Source organism: Dellaglioa sp. CoH-57-MRSF-19 (assembly GCF_056781975.1).
In genome coordinates this window covers 50,063-71,522 of record NZ_JBXAXW010000002.1, presented here as the reverse complement: position 1 = coordinate 71,522, position 21,460 = coordinate 50,063, and the positions used below count along the sequence as shown (strand labels likewise).

General features: G+C 33.4%; 23 protein-coding genes and 1 other annotated feature. Of the genes, 5 read left to right on the top strand and 18 right to left on the bottom strand.

From position 1 onward, the window contains the following. Window positions 1-32: 32 nt before the first annotated feature. The 11 genes from AC1RO3_RS02165 to hisS all read right to left on the bottom strand — a co-directional run bounded on the left by AC1RO3_RS02165 (window position 33) and on the right by hisS (window position 9,616). Window positions 33-437 carry a diacylglycerol kinase family protein gene (locus AC1RO3_RS02165; RefSeq protein ID WP_409022486.1) on the bottom strand — a complete coding sequence of 135 codons (405 nt, stop codon included), beginning with the start codon at window positions 435-437 and terminating at the stop codon, window positions 33-35. Continuing rightward, window positions 415-900: an rRNA maturation RNase YbeY gene (ybeY, locus tag AC1RO3_RS02160; RefSeq protein WP_409022485.1), complete on the bottom strand. Its 486-nt coding sequence runs from the start codon at window positions 898-900 to the stop codon at window positions 415-417. Before ybeY ends, AC1RO3_RS02165 begins: the two co-directional genes overlap by 23 nt. Window positions 901-1,007: 107 nt before the next feature. After that, window positions 1,008-1,451: a GatB/YqeY domain-containing protein gene (locus tag AC1RO3_RS02155; protein WP_409022484.1), complete on the bottom strand. Its 444-nt coding sequence runs from the start codon at window positions 1,449-1,451 to the stop codon at window positions 1,008-1,010. A 17-nt stretch (window positions 1,452-1,468) separates the two neighbouring features. Continuing rightward, a complete protein-coding gene (gene rpsU / locus AC1RO3_RS02150; RefSeq protein ID WP_057973588.1) occupies window positions 1,469-1,657 on the bottom strand; it encodes a 30S ribosomal protein S21 in 189 nt (62 codons plus the stop codon). 198 nt (window positions 1,658-1,855) lie between these two features. Further along, on the bottom strand, window positions 1,856-2,746 hold the full coding sequence (locus tag AC1RO3_RS02145; protein WP_409022483.1) for a deoxyribonuclease IV: 891 nt from the start codon (window positions 2,744-2,746) through the stop codon (window positions 1,856-1,858). 105 nt (window positions 2,747-2,851) lie between these two features. Next, window positions 2,852-3,661, bottom strand: coding sequence for an ABC transporter permease (locus tag AC1RO3_RS02140; protein ID WP_409022482.1), 810 nt, complete (start codon window positions 3,659-3,661; stop codon window positions 2,852-2,854). Window positions 3,662-3,679: 18 nt separating this feature from the next. Next, window positions 3,680-4,765: a CDP-glycerol glycerophosphotransferase family protein gene (locus tag AC1RO3_RS02135; protein WP_481762179.1), complete on the bottom strand. Its 1,086-nt coding sequence runs from the start codon at window positions 4,763-4,765 to the stop codon at window positions 3,680-3,682. Between the two features lie 114 nt (window positions 4,766-4,879). Beyond that, entirely contained in the window at window positions 4,880-5,755 is an 876-nt protein-coding gene (locus AC1RO3_RS02130; RefSeq protein ID WP_409022480.1) for a YitT family protein, read from the bottom strand. Between the two features lie 149 nt (window positions 5,756-5,904). Then, entirely contained in the window at window positions 5,905-6,426 is a 522-nt protein-coding gene (gene msrA, locus AC1RO3_RS02125; protein ID WP_409022479.1) for a peptide-methionine (S)-S-oxide reductase MsrA, read from the bottom strand. Between the two features lie 110 nt (window positions 6,427-6,536). Further along, window positions 6,537-8,306 carry an aspartate--tRNA ligase gene (aspS, locus tag AC1RO3_RS02120; protein WP_481761360.1) on the bottom strand — a complete coding sequence of 590 codons (1,770 nt, stop codon included), beginning with the start codon at window positions 8,304-8,306 and terminating at the stop codon, window positions 6,537-6,539. Next, the gene (hisS, locus tag AC1RO3_RS02115; RefSeq protein ID WP_481761361.1) at window positions 8,303-9,616 is read right to left on the bottom strand and encodes a histidine--tRNA ligase; all 1,314 of its coding nucleotides are present in this window, start codon (window positions 9,614-9,616) and stop codon (window positions 8,303-8,305) included. Before hisS ends, aspS begins: the two co-directional genes overlap by 4 nt. Window positions 9,617-9,671: 55 nt before the next feature. Then, window positions 9,672-9,859 (bottom strand) — a binding site (T-box leader). Between the two features lie 149 nt (window positions 9,860-10,008). On the opposite strand from hisS, the gene AC1RO3_RS02110 reads away from it, so the two are divergent. After that, window positions 10,009-10,866: an N-acetylmuramoyl-L-alanine amidase family protein gene (locus AC1RO3_RS02110; RefSeq protein ID WP_481761362.1), complete on the top strand. Its 858-nt coding sequence runs from the start codon at window positions 10,009-10,011 to the stop codon at window positions 10,864-10,866. A gap of 23 nt (window positions 10,867-10,889) precedes the next feature. Here AC1RO3_RS02110 and AC1RO3_RS02105 read toward each other — a convergent pair whose 3' ends face one another. The 7 genes from AC1RO3_RS02105 to AC1RO3_RS02075 form a co-directional block, all read right to left on the bottom strand. Continuing rightward, window positions 10,890-11,513, bottom strand: coding sequence for an HAD-IA family hydrolase (locus AC1RO3_RS02105; protein WP_481761363.1), 624 nt, complete (start codon window positions 11,511-11,513; stop codon window positions 10,890-10,892). 63 nt (window positions 11,514-11,576) lie between these two features. Beyond that, window positions 11,577-12,023, bottom strand: coding sequence for a D-aminoacyl-tRNA deacylase (gene dtd, locus AC1RO3_RS02100; RefSeq protein WP_481761364.1), 447 nt, complete (start codon window positions 12,021-12,023; stop codon window positions 11,577-11,579). Window positions 12,024-12,047: 24 nt separating this feature from the next. After that, complete coding sequence (locus AC1RO3_RS02095; protein ID WP_409022473.1) at window positions 12,048-14,276, bottom strand: RelA/SpoT family protein; 2,229 nt, start codon at window positions 14,274-14,276, stop codon at window positions 12,048-12,050. A gap of 85 nt (window positions 14,277-14,361) precedes the next feature. Continuing rightward, on the bottom strand, window positions 14,362-14,712 hold the full coding sequence (locus AC1RO3_RS02090) for a hypothetical protein (protein WP_481761365.1): 351 nt from the start codon (window positions 14,710-14,712) through the stop codon (window positions 14,362-14,364). A gap of 7 nt (window positions 14,713-14,719) precedes the next feature. Beyond that, window positions 14,720-15,448 (bottom strand): 16S rRNA (uracil(1498)-N(3))-methyltransferase, encoded by a 729-nt coding sequence (locus AC1RO3_RS02085; RefSeq protein WP_481761366.1) that lies wholly within the window; start codon window positions 15,446-15,448, stop codon window positions 14,720-14,722. A gap of 9 nt (window positions 15,449-15,457) precedes the next feature. Further along, window positions 15,458-16,405 (bottom strand): 50S ribosomal protein L11 methyltransferase, encoded by a 948-nt coding sequence (gene prmA, locus AC1RO3_RS02080; protein ID WP_481761367.1) that lies wholly within the window; start codon window positions 16,403-16,405, stop codon window positions 15,458-15,460. 12 nt (window positions 16,406-16,417) lie between these two features. Beyond that, window positions 16,418-16,906 carry a DUF3013 family protein gene (locus AC1RO3_RS02075; protein ID WP_481761368.1) on the bottom strand — a complete coding sequence of 163 codons (489 nt, stop codon included), beginning with the start codon at window positions 16,904-16,906 and terminating at the stop codon, window positions 16,418-16,420. A gap of 172 nt (window positions 16,907-17,078) precedes the next feature. Between AC1RO3_RS02075 and AC1RO3_RS02070 the strand changes: the two genes are divergently transcribed. The 4 genes from AC1RO3_RS02070 (at window position 17,079) to AC1RO3_RS02055 (ending at window position 21,444) form a co-directional block, all read left to right on the top strand. Next, window positions 17,079-18,038 (top strand): nucleoside hydrolase, encoded by a 960-nt coding sequence (locus AC1RO3_RS02070; protein ID WP_481761369.1) that lies wholly within the window; start codon window positions 17,079-17,081, stop codon window positions 18,036-18,038. Window positions 18,039-18,098: 60 nt separating this feature from the next. Then, window positions 18,099-18,422, top strand: a complete 324-nt coding sequence (locus AC1RO3_RS02065; RefSeq protein WP_481761370.1) for a hypothetical protein — start codon at window positions 18,099-18,101, stop codon at window positions 18,420-18,422. A 106-nt stretch (window positions 18,423-18,528) separates the two neighbouring features. Beyond that, complete coding sequence (gene gntK, locus AC1RO3_RS02060) at window positions 18,529-20,070, top strand: gluconokinase (RefSeq protein WP_481761371.1); 1,542 nt, start codon at window positions 18,529-18,531, stop codon at window positions 20,068-20,070. Window positions 20,071-20,091: 21 nt separating this feature from the next. Then, window positions 20,092-21,444, top strand: coding sequence for a gluconate:H+ symporter (locus tag AC1RO3_RS02055; protein WP_481761372.1), 1,353 nt, complete (start codon window positions 20,092-20,094; stop codon window positions 21,442-21,444). The last annotated feature ends 16 nt before the right edge of the window (window positions 21,445-21,460 follow it).

Here is a 21,460-nt window from a genome sequence, read left to right as displayed (position 1 = left end):
CCTCTTATTTATGTACCTTTTATTATAATTGACTAATCAAAAACTAATTCTAACAGTTGTGGGATAAAAATAAGACATCCAACAATCATCGCAAATAGTGCCGAAAGTAAGACAGCAGCAGCTGACATATCTTTAACTTTTTTTGCAATCTCATTATATTTATGACCAGTTGTCAGATCAACCAGATTCTCTATAACTGTGTTCCAAACTTCATTAATAATAACCATACTAATGCTAAGAGCTAGCCATAGCCACTCTGTTTCAGAAATTTGAAAAATTGCCGCACAAATAGATACTAGTATCATCATGGCTACATGTTTTTTCATATTTCTTTCTTCTTTAAAAACCGTAACAAGGCCATCTAGAGAATGTCCTAGTGACAACAAAAATGTTCGATTTTTTTTAACTTGGCGCTTATCGTTTAAGGCCATAAGCATCTAATATCTCTGTTTGTAATCCAAACATTTCTTTTTCATCTTCAGGTTCCATATGATCGTAACCATTTAGGTGTAAGAACCCATGGACTGTCAAAAATCCCAATTCACGTTCATAAGAATGACCATAATCAACTGCTTGTTCAGCAACTTTTTCAGTTGAAATCATGATATCACCGATATTTTTAGCAATTTCAGGCATATCCATACCTTCATCATCAGGAAAAATAATTGGCATATCATCTCCATCTTCTTCGATTGCGAAGCTGATGACGTCAGTTGGTCTATCTACATTTCGATATTCACGATTAATTTTGTGAATTTCTTCATTATTCATTAAAGTAACTGACATTTCTGTTTCATCAGGTAATTTTATTTTCTTACCCGCAAAATTAAGAATTTCTTTAATTAATGTTATATTTTTTTCTGGTTCTGCCTTAGTGTGGTCAAAAATTTCTAAATCCATAATAACCCTCTTTAAATTCGTTTTATATGTCCCAAAGTTACTCAACTCAAATAATAGCATAAAAAAAAAGGAACTACAATTCAAGTTGAATTGTAATTCCTTTTTCGCTAATTTAATAATGATTTAACTGTCTCACTTATAACCTTACCATCAGCGCGTCCCTTAAGTTTAGGAATAACCGCACCCATGACTTTTCCAAAATCAGCTTTTGATGTTGCACCAACTTGTGAAATAACTTCTTTCACGACATCAGTAACTTCTTCAGCTGATAATTGTTCAGGTAAATATTTTTCGACAATTTTTATTTCCATATCAAGATTTTCTAAAAGATCATCTCGACCGGCATCTTTGAATTCTGCATAAGATTCTTTGCGTTGTTTTAACTCGCGAGCCAATAAAACAGTTTCATCATCAACTGATAAATCATGACCTGCTTTAATTTCTTCGTTTGTAACAGCTGCTTTAAGCATTCTTACAGTACTTAAAGTTTGTTTGTCTTTTGCTTTCATCGCTTGTTTTAAATCGTTATTAAGTGTTTCTAATAGACTCAACGTGATTCCTCCCTAGACTAGAAGCGTTTCTTAGTTGTTTTACGCTTTCTTGCTGCTTCGGATTTCTTCTTACGTTTCACACTTGGCTTTTCATAGAATTCGCGTTTACGGTATTCTTGTAATGTACCTGTTTTAGAAACGGAACGTTTAAAGCGACGAAGAGCATCATCGAGAGATTCGTTTTTACGTACGACTGTCTTTGACATAGATATCCCTCCCTCCGAGCTTGAATGTAACCGTCTTTTTATGCATTAAGTTGCATCGTCGAACTGTCCTTGTTCATTATAACTAAAGTCTTTATCGCCGTCAATAAATCTTTTATAAAATATTTGAGATAATACAAAAAATATACTTTTTTTTAACAAATTAAGCATAAATCAATTGATCTAAATCAATAAACAGCTTTAATTTAACCCAAGTTCCGTTAATAGATTAGGATTAAAGGTATTTTCTTTAAACATCAAAATTTCTTTTTGATATGGTGATTGTTGATTTTTTTTATCTACACCTACATATGGTGTTTCTAATATTTTAGGTACCTTACTAAATCTTTCGTCATGTACAATACTATTTAATGCATCAAACCCAATTTCACCAAAGCCAATATTAGCATGTCTATCTTTATGACTTCCTTGAACATTTTTTGAATCGTTAATATGAAAGACTTTCAATCGATCAATTCCAATAATATCATCAAACTTTTCTATAACAGATTCAAAGTCATCTTTAATATTATATCCAGCATCACTAGTATGACATGTATCAAACGTAACAGATAATTTATCATTCAACTTCACACCATCAATCATTTGTGCAATCTGTTCAAATGTTCGTCCAACCTCTGTACCCTTGCCCGCCATTGTTTCAATAGCAATTTGAATTTTTTGGTCTGAAGTCAAAACTTCGTTTAATCCTTCAATGATATGTTTAATTGCAGCTTCATCTCCCGCACCTACATGAGCACCAGGATGGAGAGTCATTTGAGTAGCACCTAATGCTTCGGCCCTATCTATTTCAGCTTTCAAAAAATTGATTGCAAATGTAAAATTCTCTGGTTTAACTGTATTTCCTAAATTGATAATATAAGGGGCATGAACAACTATATCACTTAATCCATGTTCCACCATAAAGGCTTTACCTTTTGGAATATTCATCTCTGAAATATCTTTTCGCCTTGTATTTTGAGGTGCTCCCGTATAAATCATAAATGTACTTGCTCCATTATTCGAAGCCTCTTCGGCGGAACCAAGTAACATATCTTTTCCCTTCATACTAACATGTGATCCTATCAACATTATCCTTACCCCTTTTCGCATTTTAACTTGATTGTATTATAACATTGATTATAAAAAAAGATTTAGAATACTCACCTGACAGGAAGTTTTCTAAATCTTTTATATTTAAATTAAATCAACAAAATGAGCTCTAAATTTATAGTGTAAATGTGATCCTATTAAGAGGAACATTAATGTGATTGACCAAAATAGTAATAGTTGTGTTGGATTATTAAAAAACCAACCTTCGCTCAAGAAAGTTTCTCTAAACCCTGCGACTAAATAGTTAAACGGATTTATTTGTAGAATTCTAACAAAAACTTTAGGAAAACTACCAGAATTTAAATTGAATAAAATACCTGACATGTAAAATAAAACCCTCATAATCGATTGGAGTGCTATATAGTAATCACGAGCTAAAATTGAGATGGTTGAATTAAAAATACCGAAAGCAAATAAAAATGCAATCATACAGATAAAATAATAAATGTACTGTAACCAATACAAAGTGGGCGTTACACCTGATAATAATAAAACAATAATACTAAAACCGAACATAACCCAATACGCAGTCATTTGACTGACCATACGAATTGTTGGTAGTACGCTAACTGGAAATTTCATTTTAGCAACTAATCCAACTTTTTCATAAACACTACGAGACATACCAAGTACACTAGAATTCATAAACAACCATGGGGCGATACCCACCATCATCCAAGCAAAATAATTAACCCCATCTATCTGTTGTCCAGCGTGCAAGGCAACACCGAAAACAAGATAGTAAATACCAATTTGAATCATTGGGTTTAAAAACTCCCATGCAATTCCTAAATAATGACTTTGGTAACTTGCTCGATCTTCATATTTTGAAACTCGAAATATAATTGGTAAATTTTCAAATTGTTCTTTTATAATTGAAATAACTTTTTTCAATGTATTGACGCTCCTTATTTAAGTAAAATAATAATCTAGAACACGCTCTGTCGCATGCCCATCATTAGATGTATTCCATAATAAATTAAATGTTGCTAATTGTCTATCACTATTTTTGAATTCTTTATAAGTAGCAACTAGTTCACTCATTGTTTGCACAATCGGTCCTGGTACCCAGTTATTAAAATCCGATTGAATCCCAATACTACTTTCATAATTCTTTAAATCAAAACAATAGAATAAAACTCGTTCAGCGTTTGGCAATAAACTGAAATCAAAAATAACCGATGAATAATCTGTAATTAAACAATTTGTGATGACCAACAATTCTCCAGTTGTGTATTCATCCACCCATAAAATATCATTATTCTTAGATAATAATTTTTTAAAGGCAAGCTCTTTGTCCTTTAAATGCGGATGTAATTTAATAATTAACTTAGTTTCATCATTTAATAATTCTTGAATATTAGAAAAATCATCTGGTATTTCTAATATAACTTCCCCATTTATATCTTCTCTATATGTTGGTGCGTATAAAATGATTTTTTTCTTAATTAAGTCTGGGTGGCTACTAAAAATATTTTTTTTTGTTAATTTTATCCAATTGCTATCTTTAAATTTATCTGTAGCAGGGTATCCAAGTTCTAAAATGTGATTATCAGAAACATGATAACTTTTCTTAAATACTGACCCCATTTTAGCTGACGCTACAATAAAATCATCAAATTGATTATAGACAGATTGAAATCGTTTTTTATCTTCAGCTGATCGATCAGCTGTCTTAGGCTCATCCCAACCAAACGATTTAATTGCCCCATTTGCATGCCAAAGTTGAACAATTTTGGTTGTTTTTTTTGTATGCATTGTGGCTAAAAAAGCAAAATAATTATCGACAAAAATTAAGTTACTCTTAGAAATCAGAGGGATTAAATTTAATACGAAAGAAATATTTTCAGTAAATATTTTGGTTTCAATATTTAAGTCTTCGATATTCTTAATTTCTAACTTCATAGAAGGTCGATAAAAAATGATTAAATGTTGATTATTATCTAAACATCTTTGATTTAATTTCCGAATGAAGTCACTATTACCACCGAAACTCATTAAATAGCTGATATTAGTACTTTTTTTAGAGAAATTCAGTAACGAAAATAGTCTGATGAGAAATAAGTAGATTATCTTTTTAATTTGCATAACTTATTAATCCTTTAGTTTTATTTATAATGCTTGCTCATAAAAACGTCCCCATATCTGAACGTTTTCTGAGATACTAACAAATGCGACCGGGTCTGACTCTTCCATTGCATCATGTAATTCATTTTGTTCATATCTCGAAATAACGGTAATTAAAAGTGTCTTATCATCATGATGATAAGCACCCTCAACATCGTTAACAATTGTGATTCCACGACGCATATGATTTTGTATTGAATCAATCACACTCTTAGGACGACTCGTCACAATCATAACTTGCATTTTTTGTTGTCTTGTATAAACCATATCCATGACTCTAGCATTAACAAATAATCCCAATGCAGAATAAAAAGCATATGGCCAACCATAAATAAAACCGGCTGCTAGAACAATAAAAGCATTAAAAATAATATTAATAGTTCCAATACTTTTACCTGTTTTCTTTTTAATTGTTAAGCCAATAATATCTAATCCACCAGTTGAAATTCCATTTCTAAGCGCTAATCCAGTACCAAATCCATTAACAGCTCCACCAAATATCGCGCAAATAATAGGATCCGTTGTTAACGTTACTGGCGTAATTGCTTTGATCATAATACTTGAAAATACAACTGCTAGAAAAGTAAACACAGTAAAACGGTGACCAATTTTATTCCAAGCCAAAATGAACATTGGTACATTTAAAAGAAATAAGAGTAACGCAGTCGATATTTGAAATGGTGCATATCGACTAAGGAGGGTTGCTACTAATTGCGCTAACCCCGTAATACCAGAGGCATATATTTTTCCTGGTGTCCAAAAAAAGTTCATCGCAACCGAAACTAATATCGCATATATAAATGCTGTTGAAGCTTTGGCCGCGTATGAATGTTTCTTAAAAATTTGTTGCAGATCGTCCATGATCAAAAAACCTCACATTTCATTTTAACAAGTTACGAATATTATACCATTCATTACGGTCAGATACAGTTAGACATTTACTTATCAAGTAAATCTTAATCTATACAAAAAGAGTCTTTTCAAAATTCATTCGAAAAGACTCTTTTAACTTATTTAGATTTCCAGACAGATTGTTTAAATTGATTCCGTCCACCGTTTTCTTCCATAGCAAATCTTCTTGGATTCTTTTTATAAAACTCTTGATGATAATCCTCAGCAGCATAAAATGGACCTGCATCTTCTATAGTTGTAACAATTGGTTCTTTGAATCTATGACTATCAATCAATAGTTGTCTTGAAGTTTCCGCAATTTTTCTTTGCTCATCATTTAGTGTATAAATCACTGGGCGATATGAACTACCCCTATCTTGAAATTGCCCCATCGCATCAGTTGGATCTGTTTGTTGCCAATATATCTCAACAAGCTGAGCGTAATTAATTTTTTTAGGGTCAAATGTTATCTCAACTGCCTCAGTATGCCCCGTTGTTTCAGATACAACATCTTCATATGTTGGATTTTTAGTGTGTCCTCCTGTATATCCAGATACGACATTTAAAATTCCTGCTTGTTCTTCAAACGGTTCAACCATGCACCAAAAACAACCACCAGCGAATATTGCTTTTTCACTCATTATCATCATTCCCCCTCTTAATATATGATAATAATAAATCACTTAACATAATATTGATATTTTTATGCCTAAAAAAGACTAATGAGTTTAATCATTAGTCTTTTAAACGTCTATTTTAATTTATTTTCTTCAACTTTTAACGATAATTCATCTAATTGCTTACTTGCAACTAGACTAGGCGCATTCGTCAATGGCTCTGATGCTTTTGAATTTTTAGGGAACGCGATAACTTCGCGAATGTTATCTTTCTTTGCCAATAACATAGCAAATCTGTCTAACCCAATAGCCAATCCACCATGTGGTGGGAATCCATAATCAAGTGCATCTAGGAAAAATCCAAATTGTTCTTCCGCACTTTCTTTAGTAAATCCTAAAGCCTTAAACATTTTTTCTTGAATATCGCGTTTATGAATACGGATTGACCCACCACCCAATTCATAACCATTCAAAATAATATCATAACTTTGTGCATGTGCTTCATGTGGATTTTCATCAAGTAAATGAATATCTTCTTCATTTGGCATAGTAAAAGGATGATGCGCAGCAATAAATTTGTCAAAGTCTTCACTGTATTCAAATAATGGCCAATCAACAACCCAAAGGAAGGCGAATCTATTTTCATCAATCATATCCATCTCTTTGGCAATATCATTACGTAAGTAACCTAATGATGCACGAACAACACTTGCTTTGTCAGCAACAAACAAAATTAAATCTCCGACATTTGCACCAGCAGCTTCTTTAATTGCATCAACATGGTCATTTAAAAATTTAGCAATTGGGCCACTAAATCCTTCTTCAGTTACTTTTACCCAAGCTAACCCTTTAGCACCAAAACGTTCAATATAAGCCGTTTTAGCATCAATCGCTTTGCGTGAATACTTATCGGCACCACCAGGAATCGCAATAGCATTAACAAGTCCACCATTGTTTAAAGTATTAGTAAATACTTTAAAATCAATATCTTTAACTGCAGCAGACATATCTTTTAATTCCATATCAAATCTAATATCCGGTTTTTCAGAACCATATCTTGCCATTGATTCATTCCAAGTCATACGTTGTAATGGTAATTCGAGGTCAATATTTAAAGTATCTTTCATTACACGTTTTAATAAACCTTCTGTTAAATCTTGAATTTCTTCAGCAGACATAAATGATGTTTCTAAATCTATTTGCGTAAATTCAGGTTGACGGTCACCACGCAAATCTTCGTCTCTAAAACAACGAGCAATTTGGTAGTAACGATCAAATCCGGCATTCATCAATAATTGCTTAAATAATTGAGGTGATTGTGGTAATGCATAAAAATGCCCAGGATAGACACGGGAAGGTACAAGATAGTCACGAGCCCCTTCAGGTGTTGATTTTGTTAAATATGGTGTTTCAATATCAATAAAATTTTGATTATCTAAGTAGCTGTGAACAGATTGTGTAATACGGCTACGAATCATTAATGATTTTTGCATTTCAGGACGACGTAAGTCTAAATAACGATATTTTAATCTTGTATCATCTACAACATTAATATCATCTTGTATTTCAAATGGCGGTGTTTTTGCTTTATTCAAAATAACTGCATTATGAACTTCAACTTCAATCTTACCCGTTTTCATTCTTGGGTTGATTGCTTTAGCATCCCGTTGTGTCACTTTTCCTGCAACCTCAACAACAAATTCATTACGTAACTCTTCAGCAATCTTTAAAGCTTCGGAATCAAATTCTTGACTAAAAACCAGTTGAACAATGCCCTCACGATCACGTAAATCAATAAAAATTAAATTTCCTAAATCGCGTCTTTTTTGTACCCATCCCTTTAATGTAACTGTTTGACCAATAAAAGTTTCATCAACTAAACCATTGTATGTTGTTCTTTTCATTCTCCATCAGCCTCCATTTCTAATTTTAATGCCTTTTCATATACTTTCGAAAAATCAGTATATACATCTTCTAATTTTAATATAATTTCTTGACTTGTTTTCATATTTTTAAAATTCAAAGTTTGTGTTTCTAGTTCGCTCTCACCTAAAGTCATAACAAAATGAGCATTCATACGATTAGCAGATTTAAATTGACCTTTTGGTTTACGATTTAAATAATCTCTTTCAATTGAATAACCTGCCTTACGCATTGATTGCACGAGTTTTAGTGTTTCAGTATTCGTTTCTTCACCAATACCAACAACATAAACATCTAAACTTTGTTCAACGGGTAATTTTGCATCTTCAGCTTCAAGAACTAATAATAATCTTTCAATCCCCAAGCCAAAACCAATCCCTGGTGTTTCAGGACCACCTAATTGCTCAACAAGGCCATTATATCGTCCACCAGCACAAATGGTCGTAAATTTCCCACCAAATGCTTTTGAATCAGACATAATTTCGAAAATGGTATGGTTATAATAATCAAGTCCACGAACCATTGTTGAATCAACTTCATATGGAATTTCCAATGCATCAAGTAACACTTTTACTTGGTTAAAATGAGCCTGTGACTCTTCACTAAGGTAATCTAGAATTGATGGTGCATTTTTAACAATTTCTTGATCACCTTTATCTTTACTATCCAAAACGCGTAGTGGATTTTTTTCTAAACGTGCTTTTGAATCATCACTTAATTGATCAGCGAAGGGACGTAAATATGCAACTAATGCGTCACGATAATTATCACGACTATCATTATCTCCCAAAGTATTAATAGCTAATTTTAAATTTGTTAATCCAAATTTTGATAAGAAATCAATTGCCATTGCCATAACTTCAACATCAAGTGTTGGATTATCAACCCCAAAGGCTTCAACTCCAATTTGATGAAATTGACGTAAGCGTCCAGATTGAGGTCTTTCATAACGAAACATTGGTCCAATATAATACGTTTTAAATGGCTTTTGAATTTCTGGGCCATAAAGTTTATTTTCAACATACGCTCTAACAACTCCAGCTGTTCCTTCAGGACGAAGTGTTATATGGCGGTCACCTTTATCTTTAAAATCATACATTTCTTTAGTTACAATATCAGAAGTATCACCTGAAGTTCTTGAAAAAACCTCAAAATGTTCAAAAAGTGGTGTTCTAATTTCATCATATTGGTAACTTGAGAATATATTTCTAGCGGTTTCTTCAATATATTGCCATTTTTTTGAATCTGCTGGGATTATATCTGCTGTTCCTTTGGGACGTTGAAATTTCATTATAAATCCTCCTATTTGTGGCATTATATACAAAAAAGCACCCTCATCTAAATACGACAAGGGTGCTTTTGCACGGTACCACCTTAATTTTTTACTAATAGCTTAACGCAACTTAAACGACATGTGATTTAACCACACGCACCTCAAAAGTGTCTTTCGGTTAGCAAAAATGGTGAATATTTCAGCAAATTATTCACTCTCTATACAATTTAACTAACCTAATTTCTTTTTCATCGGTTTTAATATTTTATTAATTATAAAGTTACTCGAGTAACTCTCTAAAGTCAAGTACAGCTTAACTTACAATATTATTAAATTTGATTCTTACTATTGAACAAATATTTGGTATACTAATATTTAGATTCAATATCTATAGTTAAAGGAGTACATAAATGTCAACAAATAGAAAACATGGATTCAGCATAAACTGGCCAAGAGTCATTTTATTAATCATCATTTTTTGTACCCTATGTTTAGGTATTGTAAAAACGACAACTTATTTAAAAGAAACCGTTGTTACATCTGACAATATTAATGTACGTACCGGACCAAGTACGTCAAATAAAGTGTTAGACACTCTTAAGAAAGGTGAGCGTATTACAATTATTCGAGAAAAAAATAATTGGTCATACGTAAGTTTGCCAAATACTAAAAAAGGTTGGGTAGCAAACTGGATTCTTTCTAAAAAAAATGCCAAAGTGACTAAATTATCTGAAGCAACGATTGTTTTAGATCCCGGACATGGCGGTAACGATTCAGGTGCACTTTCAATCAAAGATAAACAAGAAAAAATCTACACGCTTCAAATTGTAAAAAAAGTAGCTTATCTTCTTAAGAAACGTGGCGCCAATGTGATTTTAACACGAGACTCTGATTCGTATGTAGATTTAGCCCCACGCGCTAAACTTGCAGAATCAAATAATGCAGATGCATTTATTAGTTTCCATTTTGATTCATCGCCTAATGATGATGAAGCAACTGGTTTAACAAGTTACTACTATAATAAGACAGCTGATTTAGCACTTGCAAATTCAATAAATGCCGAATTAAACGATACCGGTCTTGATAATCGTGGAACGGAATTTGGCGATTTTCTTGTTCTAAGAGATAATACACAACCATCCGTCTTACTAGAATTAGGGTACATTAATACAAAATATGACTTTAAGTTAATCCAAAGTAGCAGCTTTCAAGAAAAAACAGCAAAATCAGTCGTTGAAGGTTTAACAAATTATATCCAAAATAAATAAGACAATGCTTAACTATCATTGTCTTATTTTTGTATTAAATCAATTAATTTCAATACACGCTTATCTGGTTTTTCAACTGTTGAAATCATTTGATCAAAATCAAATAAATATCCCTTCATACCTGCATTATGCCCTGCAGCAATATCCAACTCCCGATCACCAATCATTGCTGCTTTCTGGTAATCAACTGCATTTTTTTCTGCAAGATAATTAAGTGACGCTGGATTAGGTTTCCTTGGAAATTTTTGATCTGAAGTAACAAAATCTGAAAACAAATGAATAATATTTGTTTCCCTAAGCATATCAATTGCGCTTTGATCCCTATGGGTTAATAAAAAGTTTTGTCCACCATTATCAACCACCCATTTACAAACTTCTTTTGCACCAGGAAATAATTTTGCATTTTTTTGACTCTGTCTTTCTAAATCATCATAGCTTACCCTCAATTGTTCAACATCTAAATTCAAATTTGTTTCTTGATAAATTTGAATTGCTTGTCTAACAGATTTTTCTCGCATAATTTTATAAATTTCTGTTCTAGTCGCAATTACATTTTGTAAACGTAACGCTTCTTGAAATGCCTTAACCATCTCAGGATAAGTATCAAAAAGCGTCCCATCAAAGTCCCAAAAATAATTATTTATCATTTTATACCCTCCAAATATTCTTTACACCAAAAAGATGTATTAGAGTTGATTCTAATACATCCTTTATTTTTTCTCTGTATCAAAAATAATTGTTACTGGTCCATCATTTATAAGTTCAACATCCATATCTGCTCCAAATTGACCTGGTTTAACAATAGTTACTATTTCAGCCAATTTTTGATTAAATTCATCATAATGTTCCTCAGCTAAATTAGGTTCTTCAGAATCTGTAAAGCTTGGTCTATTCCCTTTTTTTGTTGACGCGTACAAAGTAAATTGTGAAACAGATAGAATTTCTCCATTTATTTCTTGAATACTTAAATTCATTTTTCCCATATCATCTTCAAATAATCTGGAATTAGAGATTTTTTTTACCATATAATCTATCTCAGTAGATGTATCACCCGTCTTAAATCCCACCAATAAAAGATATCCTACATTAATCTGATTTAATACCTGACCATTTACCGAAACACTAGCCTTTTTAACACGTTGAACAACAATTTTCACTTCTTTAGTACCTCCATTAGAAAATTAATGAATTTTCCTTTTAACAGCATAAACGTCTTCAACACTTTTCAAAGTTTCCATAATTCTTTCTAATTGAACAATATCTTTTACGCCAACTGAAACATCCATTGTCGCAATTTTATTATTATCAACACGGCCATTAACTGAGCTTAATTGCTTAGTTGTATTATTCAATGATTGTAAAATATCATTCAAAAGTCCAGAACGATTGTACCCTTGGATTTCCAAATCAGATTGATAATTAGATTTATCATCCATGGTTTTATCCCATTTAACACTAATAATTCTTTCCCCGGACTCTTCAGCTTTAATAACATTAGGACATTCAGTTCTATGAACTGAAACACCACGCCCCTTTGTAATATAACCAATAATGTCATCTCCTGGAATAGGATTACAGCAATGACTTAATCGAACAAGTAAGTTATCGACGCCATCAATTACAACACCACCATCATGGCTACTTTTACGATTTTTTTCAGATACGTCTGGTTTTTTCATTTCTTTATGTTCTTCAAGGATTGCCTTCTGCTCATTAACTTGTCGAACTTCTTCTTCTTTAGAGCGAATATCTTCCGTTAAAGCATTGGCGACACCTAACGTTGCTACCTCTCCAAATCCAATTGCAGCATACAAGTCATCTGATTCAGACAATTGTCTTTTATCCAAAAGCTGTTTCATATTTTCTTTTGTAATGACTTTTTTAGGATCAAATCCTAAATCAATTAATTGCATCGTCAATAAATCTTCACCTTTAGCTGCATTAGCAACACGATCTTGTAGTTTGAAGAAGTGTTTAATTTTATTTCTAGCTTTATTTGTATGCACCAAATTAACCCAATCACGGCTTGGTCCTATTGAACTTTTACTAGTTAAGATATCAACAATGTCTCCATTTTTGACTTGATAATCTAATGGCACAATCTTTCCGTTAACTTTTGCACCCGTTGTATGATGTCCAATTTCAGTATGAATACTGTAGGCCATATCAAGTGGTCCTGCACCTTTGGGTAATTCAAAAACATCACCTTTAGGTGTGAATACATAAACGCGGTCACCAAAGATATCGCCTTTAACACTTTCCATAAAAGCAGAAGCATCATCAGTCTCATCTTGTAATTCAATAATTTCTTTAAACCAATTTAATTTTGTACCCGCGTCATCTTGCTGAACTTTCTCTTTCACACCTTCTTTGTAAGCCCAATGTGCTGCTACACCAAATTCAGCTATTTCATGCATCTCTTTTGTTCTAATTTGAACTTCAAAAGGACGTCCCTCTGGTCCGACAACAGTCGTATGCAGAGACTGGTACAAGTTAGCCTTTGGAATCGCAATATAGTCTTTAAATCTTCCAGGCATTGGTTTCCATCTAGAATGTATTGCCCCAAGTACCGCATAACAATCTTTAATTGATCCAACAATTACTCTAACAGCTAGGAGGTCATAAATTTGAGAGAATTGTTTATGTTGGTCTTTCATCTTTTTATAGACAGAATACAAATGCTTTGGTCGCCCATAAATTTCGCTTGAAACTTTTAAATCACTAATGGAAACTTTTATTTCTTCAATAGCTCCAGAAATATAAGCCTCACGTTCTTCACGTTTAGAATTCATCAAATGAACAATTCGATAGTATTGTTGGGGGTTCAGATAACGTAATGAACTATCTTCTAATTCCCACTTAATCGTACTAATACCTAAACGGTCTGCCAATGGTGCATATATTTCTAACGTTTCATTTGCAATTCGTCGTTGCTTATCTGGACGTAAGTGTTTTAACGTCCGCATATTATGTAACCTATCTGCTAATTTCACAATAATAACACGTAAATCTTTAGACATCGCTAACAATAATTTACGATGATTTTCAGCTAATTGCTCTTGATGAGATTTATATTGAATTTGACCTAATTTTGTTACACCATCGACAATTACTTGCACATCTTTACCAAAAAGTTCGCCTACATCACCTAAAGTAACTGGTGTGTCTTCAACAACATCATGTAAAAATCCTGCACTAACAGTCTCCGGATCCATTTTTAATTCTGCAAGAATACCAGCAACTTGTATTGGGTGCATTATATATGGTTCGCCAGACTTACGATATTGATTCTTATGAACATAGGTAGCAAAATCACATGCTTTTTGTACAAATGCAACATGTTCTTCATTCATATAGCTTTCAACGATTTCCAAAACGTCTCTAGCACTCCACATTTCTTCTTTTGTCATATCTACACACCTCTTTTTATATAAAATAAAAATACGCGATTCCATAATGCAGTCCGCGTACTCATGTATTCATAAAGTATTTGTATTATTTTTTTGAAATTCCCCATGTTAATAATGATAAACAAAGATAAATAATTGCAAAAAAGATAGTGATACTTTGAAATAAATGGCACAACACACCTATTGCAAAAATAACTGGAAAGAAAAAGTTAAAAATCAAACTATGATCATTTCTACCAATAATAACACCAATAATGATAGAAAAAATGACATTTACTATAAATAAAGAAACACCAATTTTTATAACATCGTTTGCATTAACTAAGGTCAGTACCATCGGGACCACAATTCCGATGGCAATACTTACCGTTAAGTACCATGCAGCTGTTATGCTTAGAAAATTTTTCAAAAATATTTCCTCATTTCGTTTTCTCATGCCTTACTTAACTTAATTCACTAACAAATGAAAGGCTCGCTAATAAGTATAACGGAGCAGTCTCTGCACGTAAAATTCTAGGTCCTAAGCCTACCTTTTGATAACCAGCTGTAGCTAACTTATCAATTTCTGATTTTGAAATACCACCCTCTGAACCAAATACCGCAATCATATTTTGATTAGGTTCAATCAAATCAAATGATTTTTTTAGTTGGCTAACCTCACCTTGTTTAGCAGATTCTTCATATGCAACAATCTGAATATCATAAGATTGTTGAAATATCTCATCAATTTTTTTAGCGTATGAAATCGTTGGAATTTTAGTTCGATGTGCTTGTTCTGCAGCACCCTTAGCAATTTTTTTTAAACGTTCAATTTTTTTAGCCTGCTTTTTTTGATCCCATTTTGCAATAGAAAAATCACTATTAAAAAATATAAAATGGGCAGCCCCCATTTCTGTACCTTTTTGTACAATCCAGTCTGCCTTATCTTTTTTTGAAAGAGCCGACGCAATTGTTACTTCTACTGGCAACTCAACTAATGTTTCTACTGTCTTTTGATAATCAAAAGTAGCTGAACTTTCAGTAACCTGTTTCATCTTTGCAACAACAACCTCTGTTGATTGCTTAACGAGTTCAACTTGATCACCAACAGCCAAACGCATAACTTTAATTGCATGATGAAAATCCTCATCTGTTAAAATTAACTCATCAGATTTCAAAAAATATCTCTGCATCTTTACTACCTAACCTTCCAAATCCATTTTAACTGCAATAATTGAGAACCAGTCACCCATATTTAAAATCTGTTGTATTTCAAATCCACCAGTTACCAGTGACTCCTTGATTAAATCGACTTTATCTGCAATAATCCCAGATGTCACAAAATGGCCACCTGGATTTAAATTTCTTCTAGCTTGCGGAATTAACGGTACAATAATTTCGGACAAAATATTAGCCACAATTAAATCAACCTTATTATCAATACCATTTAGTAAATCATTAGCTGCTACATGTATCTGATTTGCAATTGGATTTAAGTTGAAATTTAATACGGCAGCATCTACTGCAATATCGTCCAAATCATACGCATCAATATGACCAACACCAAGATGTTTTGCAGCAATACTTAAAACACCTGAACCTGTTCCAACATCAATCATAGATTCATTTCCACGTATTACTTGCTCTAGTGCTACCAAAGCTAGCCGGGTTGTGGGATGTGTTCCTGTACCGAATGCTTTACCAGGGTCTAAACGTATCACTTTTTCATCAGGTTGGACCACCTGATATTTCTCCCAACTTGGTACTATTGTTAGGAATCGGGTAACTCTAACCGGATGGTAGTATTGTTGCCATTCCAATCCCCAACCTTGGTCATCCACTTCATTCAATTCAATCAGACCACGTCCCGGATTAAGTCCAAAATCAGCTAATTGATTAACCCTACTCTGTATAGTTGGCAATATTTCAGGAATAAAAATAGTTTCAGGGAAAAAGGCAGAAATCTTTGCTCCATCATTTTGGTGCTCAACTGATGTAAAATCGTTCCCGTCTAAATTATCCTGCATTAATTTTTCAAAATCTTTTGAATCATCAATTTGGACACCTTCAGCACCACTTTCAATTAAAATATTAGAAACCGCTTCTACAGCTTCACTACTTGTTGAGATACTTACTTCTGTCCATTTCAAATTGAAATCCTCCTAAAATTTTGGATAAATTAATCGCATACTTTTTTCTGTACTTTGTGCTTTTTGAATTTTTTCAAAATCGCTAGCTGACCAACTTAGTTCAAAGAATTCAGCATCATCATCATTCAAAAAATCTAACAAATCACTTTGACCATTGTCTAGTACAATTTGTAAATAGTTAATAAATGCTGCTGCCTCTGAGCGTTCCCAACCCGATTTCCCTTGAAAGGGTAATGTTGTTAAATACTCTTTTTCAACTTCCTTTGAGTCAAAACGTTCTTCATCATAGAGTAATATAGCATCCCCAAATGAAATAATGGGTAATTCTGAGTTAACACCTTCAATATCAAGAATTGCTTGTTGTGACTTATTCTCAGCATAAAATGTGAGATCTACTGTAAATGTATGATCCTTTTTCTGCCAATCTAATACAATATCACCATCAAAATCAATTTTTGGTAATTCCTTCTTTAAATAATCAAACAATGTTTCTTGTGCCATACTATCACCTCATATTTTAAATAAATTTAAATTACATCAAATTTTGTTTAGTTCTCAAAGTTTATTATAAAGCATTGCATTCATTCATGCATTAATTAAAGAGGAAAACGATAACAATTTATCGCTTTTTTTGGTAAACTAAGGTTATTAAAATATTGGGGAGGTTTTATTTATGGGAAGAAAGAAAATGATTTTGGATTTAGACACTGGTATTGACGATGCATTGGCTATTGCCTATGCTCTCGCTAGTACCGAAATTGATTTAATTGGTATTGTAGGTTCTTACGGTAACCTGCAAATGCTAGCTGGTGTTCAAAACAGTTTGAACTTACTTAATTTATTAGGTGAATCAAATATTCCAGTTTATCTCGGTGAGAAACATTCAATCACGACTCAATCTTTTGATACTTTAGAAATAAGCCAAGAAATACATGGTATGAACGGTTTAGGTGACATAAAAATCCCTAAATCAAGCCAACCATACGCCTCAGAATCTGGAATCGATTTTATTATCGATTCTGCACATGAATTTCAATCAGATTTAATTATTGTGCCTACTGGTCCATTAACGAACTTATCATTAGCCATAAAAAAAGATCCTAAAATTGAAACATTAATTGGTAAAGTCGTTTTAATGGGTGGTGCTTTAACAATCCCTGGAAATGTAACTGCCGTTGCTGAAGCAAATATTAATCAAGATCCAGAAGCCGCAAATGAAGTATTCCAAAGTAAATTGCCTATTACAATGGTAGGTCTAGACGTAACACTTAAAACACTTTTAACAAAAAAAGAAACAGAGCTATGGCGTGAAATTGACAGTCCATCAAGTCGAGCTTTCGCCGATATTGTTGATTACTATATTAACGCCTATGCAAACCTAAAAACAAATTTAGACGGCTGTGCTTTGCATGACCCCTTAGCTGTTGCCGTTGCTATAGATGCATCTTTAGTCACTACTTTACCTATCAATATGAAAGTTGACACAGAAGCGCCTTTTTCTGGACGTACAATCGGTGACGAGACACGCCTAAATTCAAATCAAGCAACAACGGTTGTCGCTGTTGCCGTTGAAACCGAAAGATTCTTATCGACTTTTATGACACGTTTATCAACTTTATTTTCAAAAAATTAAATTTAACGGAGTTTACTTATGCAATATCTCGGTCCATTCATTCTTTCCATTTGGTTTATTATGACCACTATTATTTATATTTCTACATTTACGAAAAAAAAACGTCGAAAATTTTCATATAAGTCACTTTTTTTTGGCTCGTTAGCCTGGGAAAAAAATAGTCGTAACTGGCTATTGATACTGGGACTTTTTTCGCTTATTAGTTTAAATCCTATTACAGATACATTTATCTTTTTGATGATACTTGGTGGTTACATTGCTGTTACCTCATGTTTAAACTTATTCTTACATCATGGTAATCGCCGTCAAACTATTCTAATCATTATTCTTTCCTTCTTTTTAATTTTAGCAGCATTCTATCCTTTATTATCAAATTTTAAATAAGTAAAGATAGTTGCTTTAAATTAACTCAAAGACGATAATGTAAGCGTTAACTGTAATTTTAATAAACTTTATTATTCATACTACTATTTATTCAAGGGAGATCACTATGCCACATATAATCGGTGTTGATATTGGAACAACAAGCACGAAAGCAGTTTTATACGATCTTAAAGGTACCGTAATTGAATACGCTAATATTGGTTACTCACTTTATCAAGAAGAAAATGGGATGGCTGAACAAGATCCTGATGAAATTTATGCTGCTGTAACAAAAGCAATCACTGAGGTCAATAAAAAAGCGAACTTACGCCCCACTGATTTAAAAGGCGTTTCATTTTCAGCTGCCATGCACAGTTTAATTCTACTTGATAAAAATCATAAACCGTTAACTAGATCGATTACTTGGGCTGATAACAGAGCTAGCAAGTGGAGTGATGATTTAAATGAATCAGGTGTTGGTCATGAAATTTATCTCAAAACTGGAACACCTATTCATCCTATGTCACCATTATCAAAACTAATTTGGTTAAAGAATGATAAACCAGATTTATTTAATCAGGCAGCCTATTTTGTTGGTATTAAAGATTATATTTTATATCAATTATTTGATCGACTTGTTATTGATCATTCTTTAGCGTCAGCTACAGGCTTATTCAATATTTTTAATTTAGATTGGGATAAGCAAGCATTATCTGTAACTGGTGTCACACCTGAACAGTTACCAGAACTAGTTGAAACAACGTACCAACTATCCGGACTAAATACTGAATTTTCTAAAATAACTGGTATCCAACGTGATGTTCCTTTTATTGTTGGTGCAAGTGATGGTGTTCTATCAAACCTTGGTGTTAATGCTATCGAACCGGGTGTTGCGGCTGTCACAATTGGTACGAGTGGTGCCGTTAGAATGGTTATCGATCACCCTGTTACAGATCCTAAAGGTAGACTATTCTGTTATGCGCTCGCCAAAAATAAATGGGTCATTGGTGGGCCAGTTAACAATGGCGGTATCGTCTTCCGCTGGTTGCGCGATGAGATATTTACACCCGAAAAAATTACTGCTGAACAAATGAAAATTGATCCCTATGAAGTCATCACTCAAATTGCAGAAAAGGTTCCTGCCGGTTCCGATGGACTCCTCTTCCACCCCTATCTTGGTGGCGAACGGGCACCACTCTGGGATGCTAATGCTAGAGGTTCATTCTTTGGTTTAACACGTCAACATACACGTGCGCATATGGCTCGAGCTGTACTTGAAGGGATCGTTTTCAATTTAGACATGGTCATGTTAGCACTAACTGAAATTGCTGGGAAACCCACTAGAATCCAAGCAACAGGTGGTTTTGCCCAATCATCTTTATGGCGACAATTATTAGCCGATATTTTTGAACAAGAAGTTACAATTCCTGAAAGTTTTGAAAGTTCTTGTCTTGGCGCAGCTGTCTTAGGAATGCAAAGTTTACATTTAATTGCTGATCTATCTGCTGTTGAAAATATGATTGGTTCCATGCATGTCCACCAACCACAAAAAGAAAACTTTGAAGTATATCGTGAGCTATTACCTATATTTGTTCGAGTAAGTAGGTCATTAAGCGCTGAATATAAAAATATTGCTGATTTCCAGCGGAAACATTATCATCAAATCTAGTTTCATTGGGGGAAAGTTACTATGCCACTTTTAATTGTTTTTATTGGGATTCTCTTTTTACTTTTATTAATCATTAAATTTAAATTAAATACATTTGTTTCATTAATTATCACATCATTTGTTGTTGCCATTGGATTAGGGATGCCTTTAGATAAAATCACGACTTCTATCGAAAATGGTATTGGTAGTCAATTAGGTCATTTATCCTTAGTCTTCGGTTTTGGTGCTATGCTAGGTAAACTGGTTGCTGATTCAGGTGGTGCTTATCGGATTGCGACTACTTTAATTAACCGATTTGGTCGAAAATGGATTCAATTAGCAGTCGTACTTGCATCATTCATTATTGGTATTGCATTATTTTTCGAAGTTGGTATTGTTTTATTGATCCCAATCGTTTTTGCGATTGCTACGGAATTAGGAATTTCAGTTTTATATCTTGGGATTCCCATGGCAGCTGCACTTTCAGTTACTCATGGCTTTTTACCACCTCACCCCGCCCCAACTGCAATTGCATCAGCACTAAATGCTAATGTAGGGATGGTTCTTATTTACGGATTACTATTAGCTATTCCGGTAACATTGATTGCCGGTCCACTTTTCGCTATGATTGCAAAAAAATATATTCCTTCGGCATTTAAGCAAAAAGGAAATTTAAGCGCATTAGGAACACAAAAAGAATTTAAACTTGAAGATACACCTAGTTTTGCAATGAGTACTTTGACATCTTTATTTCCCGTTGTAATTATGGCTATTTCAACAGTTTACGACATGATTATTAATAAAGGGATAACACCAAAGAACCCTAACTCTATAGATTCCTTTTTCATGTTCGTTGGGTCTCCTGGCGTTGCCATGCTGCTCTCCCTTCTGTTCGCTATCTATTCAATGGGTATTGCCCGAAAGATCCCAGTCAAAGATATTATGGCTTCTCTTGAAGTTGCCATTAAACAAATTGCAATGCTACTCTTAATCATTGGTGGTGGAGGTGCATTTAAGCAAGTTCTTGTTGATGGTGGTGTCGCAGATGTTATCTCAAGAATGTTTGAATCCTCATCGTTATCACCATTATTGTTAGGCTGGTTAATTGCTGCACTTCTTAGAATTTCTCTTGGTTCTGCAACAGTTGCTGCATTAACAGCTGCCGGTCTAGTCAGTGGTTTAATAGCTGGGTCAGGCGTTGATCCTGCATTAATGGTTATCGCCATTGGTTCAGGTAGTTTAATTGCATCTCACGTAAACGATGCTGGTTTCTGGATGATTAAAGAATATTTTGATCTAACCGTTAAAGAAACACTCGCAACGTGGACCGTTCTTGAAACAGTCGTCTCTGTTTCAGGGCTCGGTGGTGTTATGCTTATTAACTTATTCGTATAAATTAATAAAAGGCTAA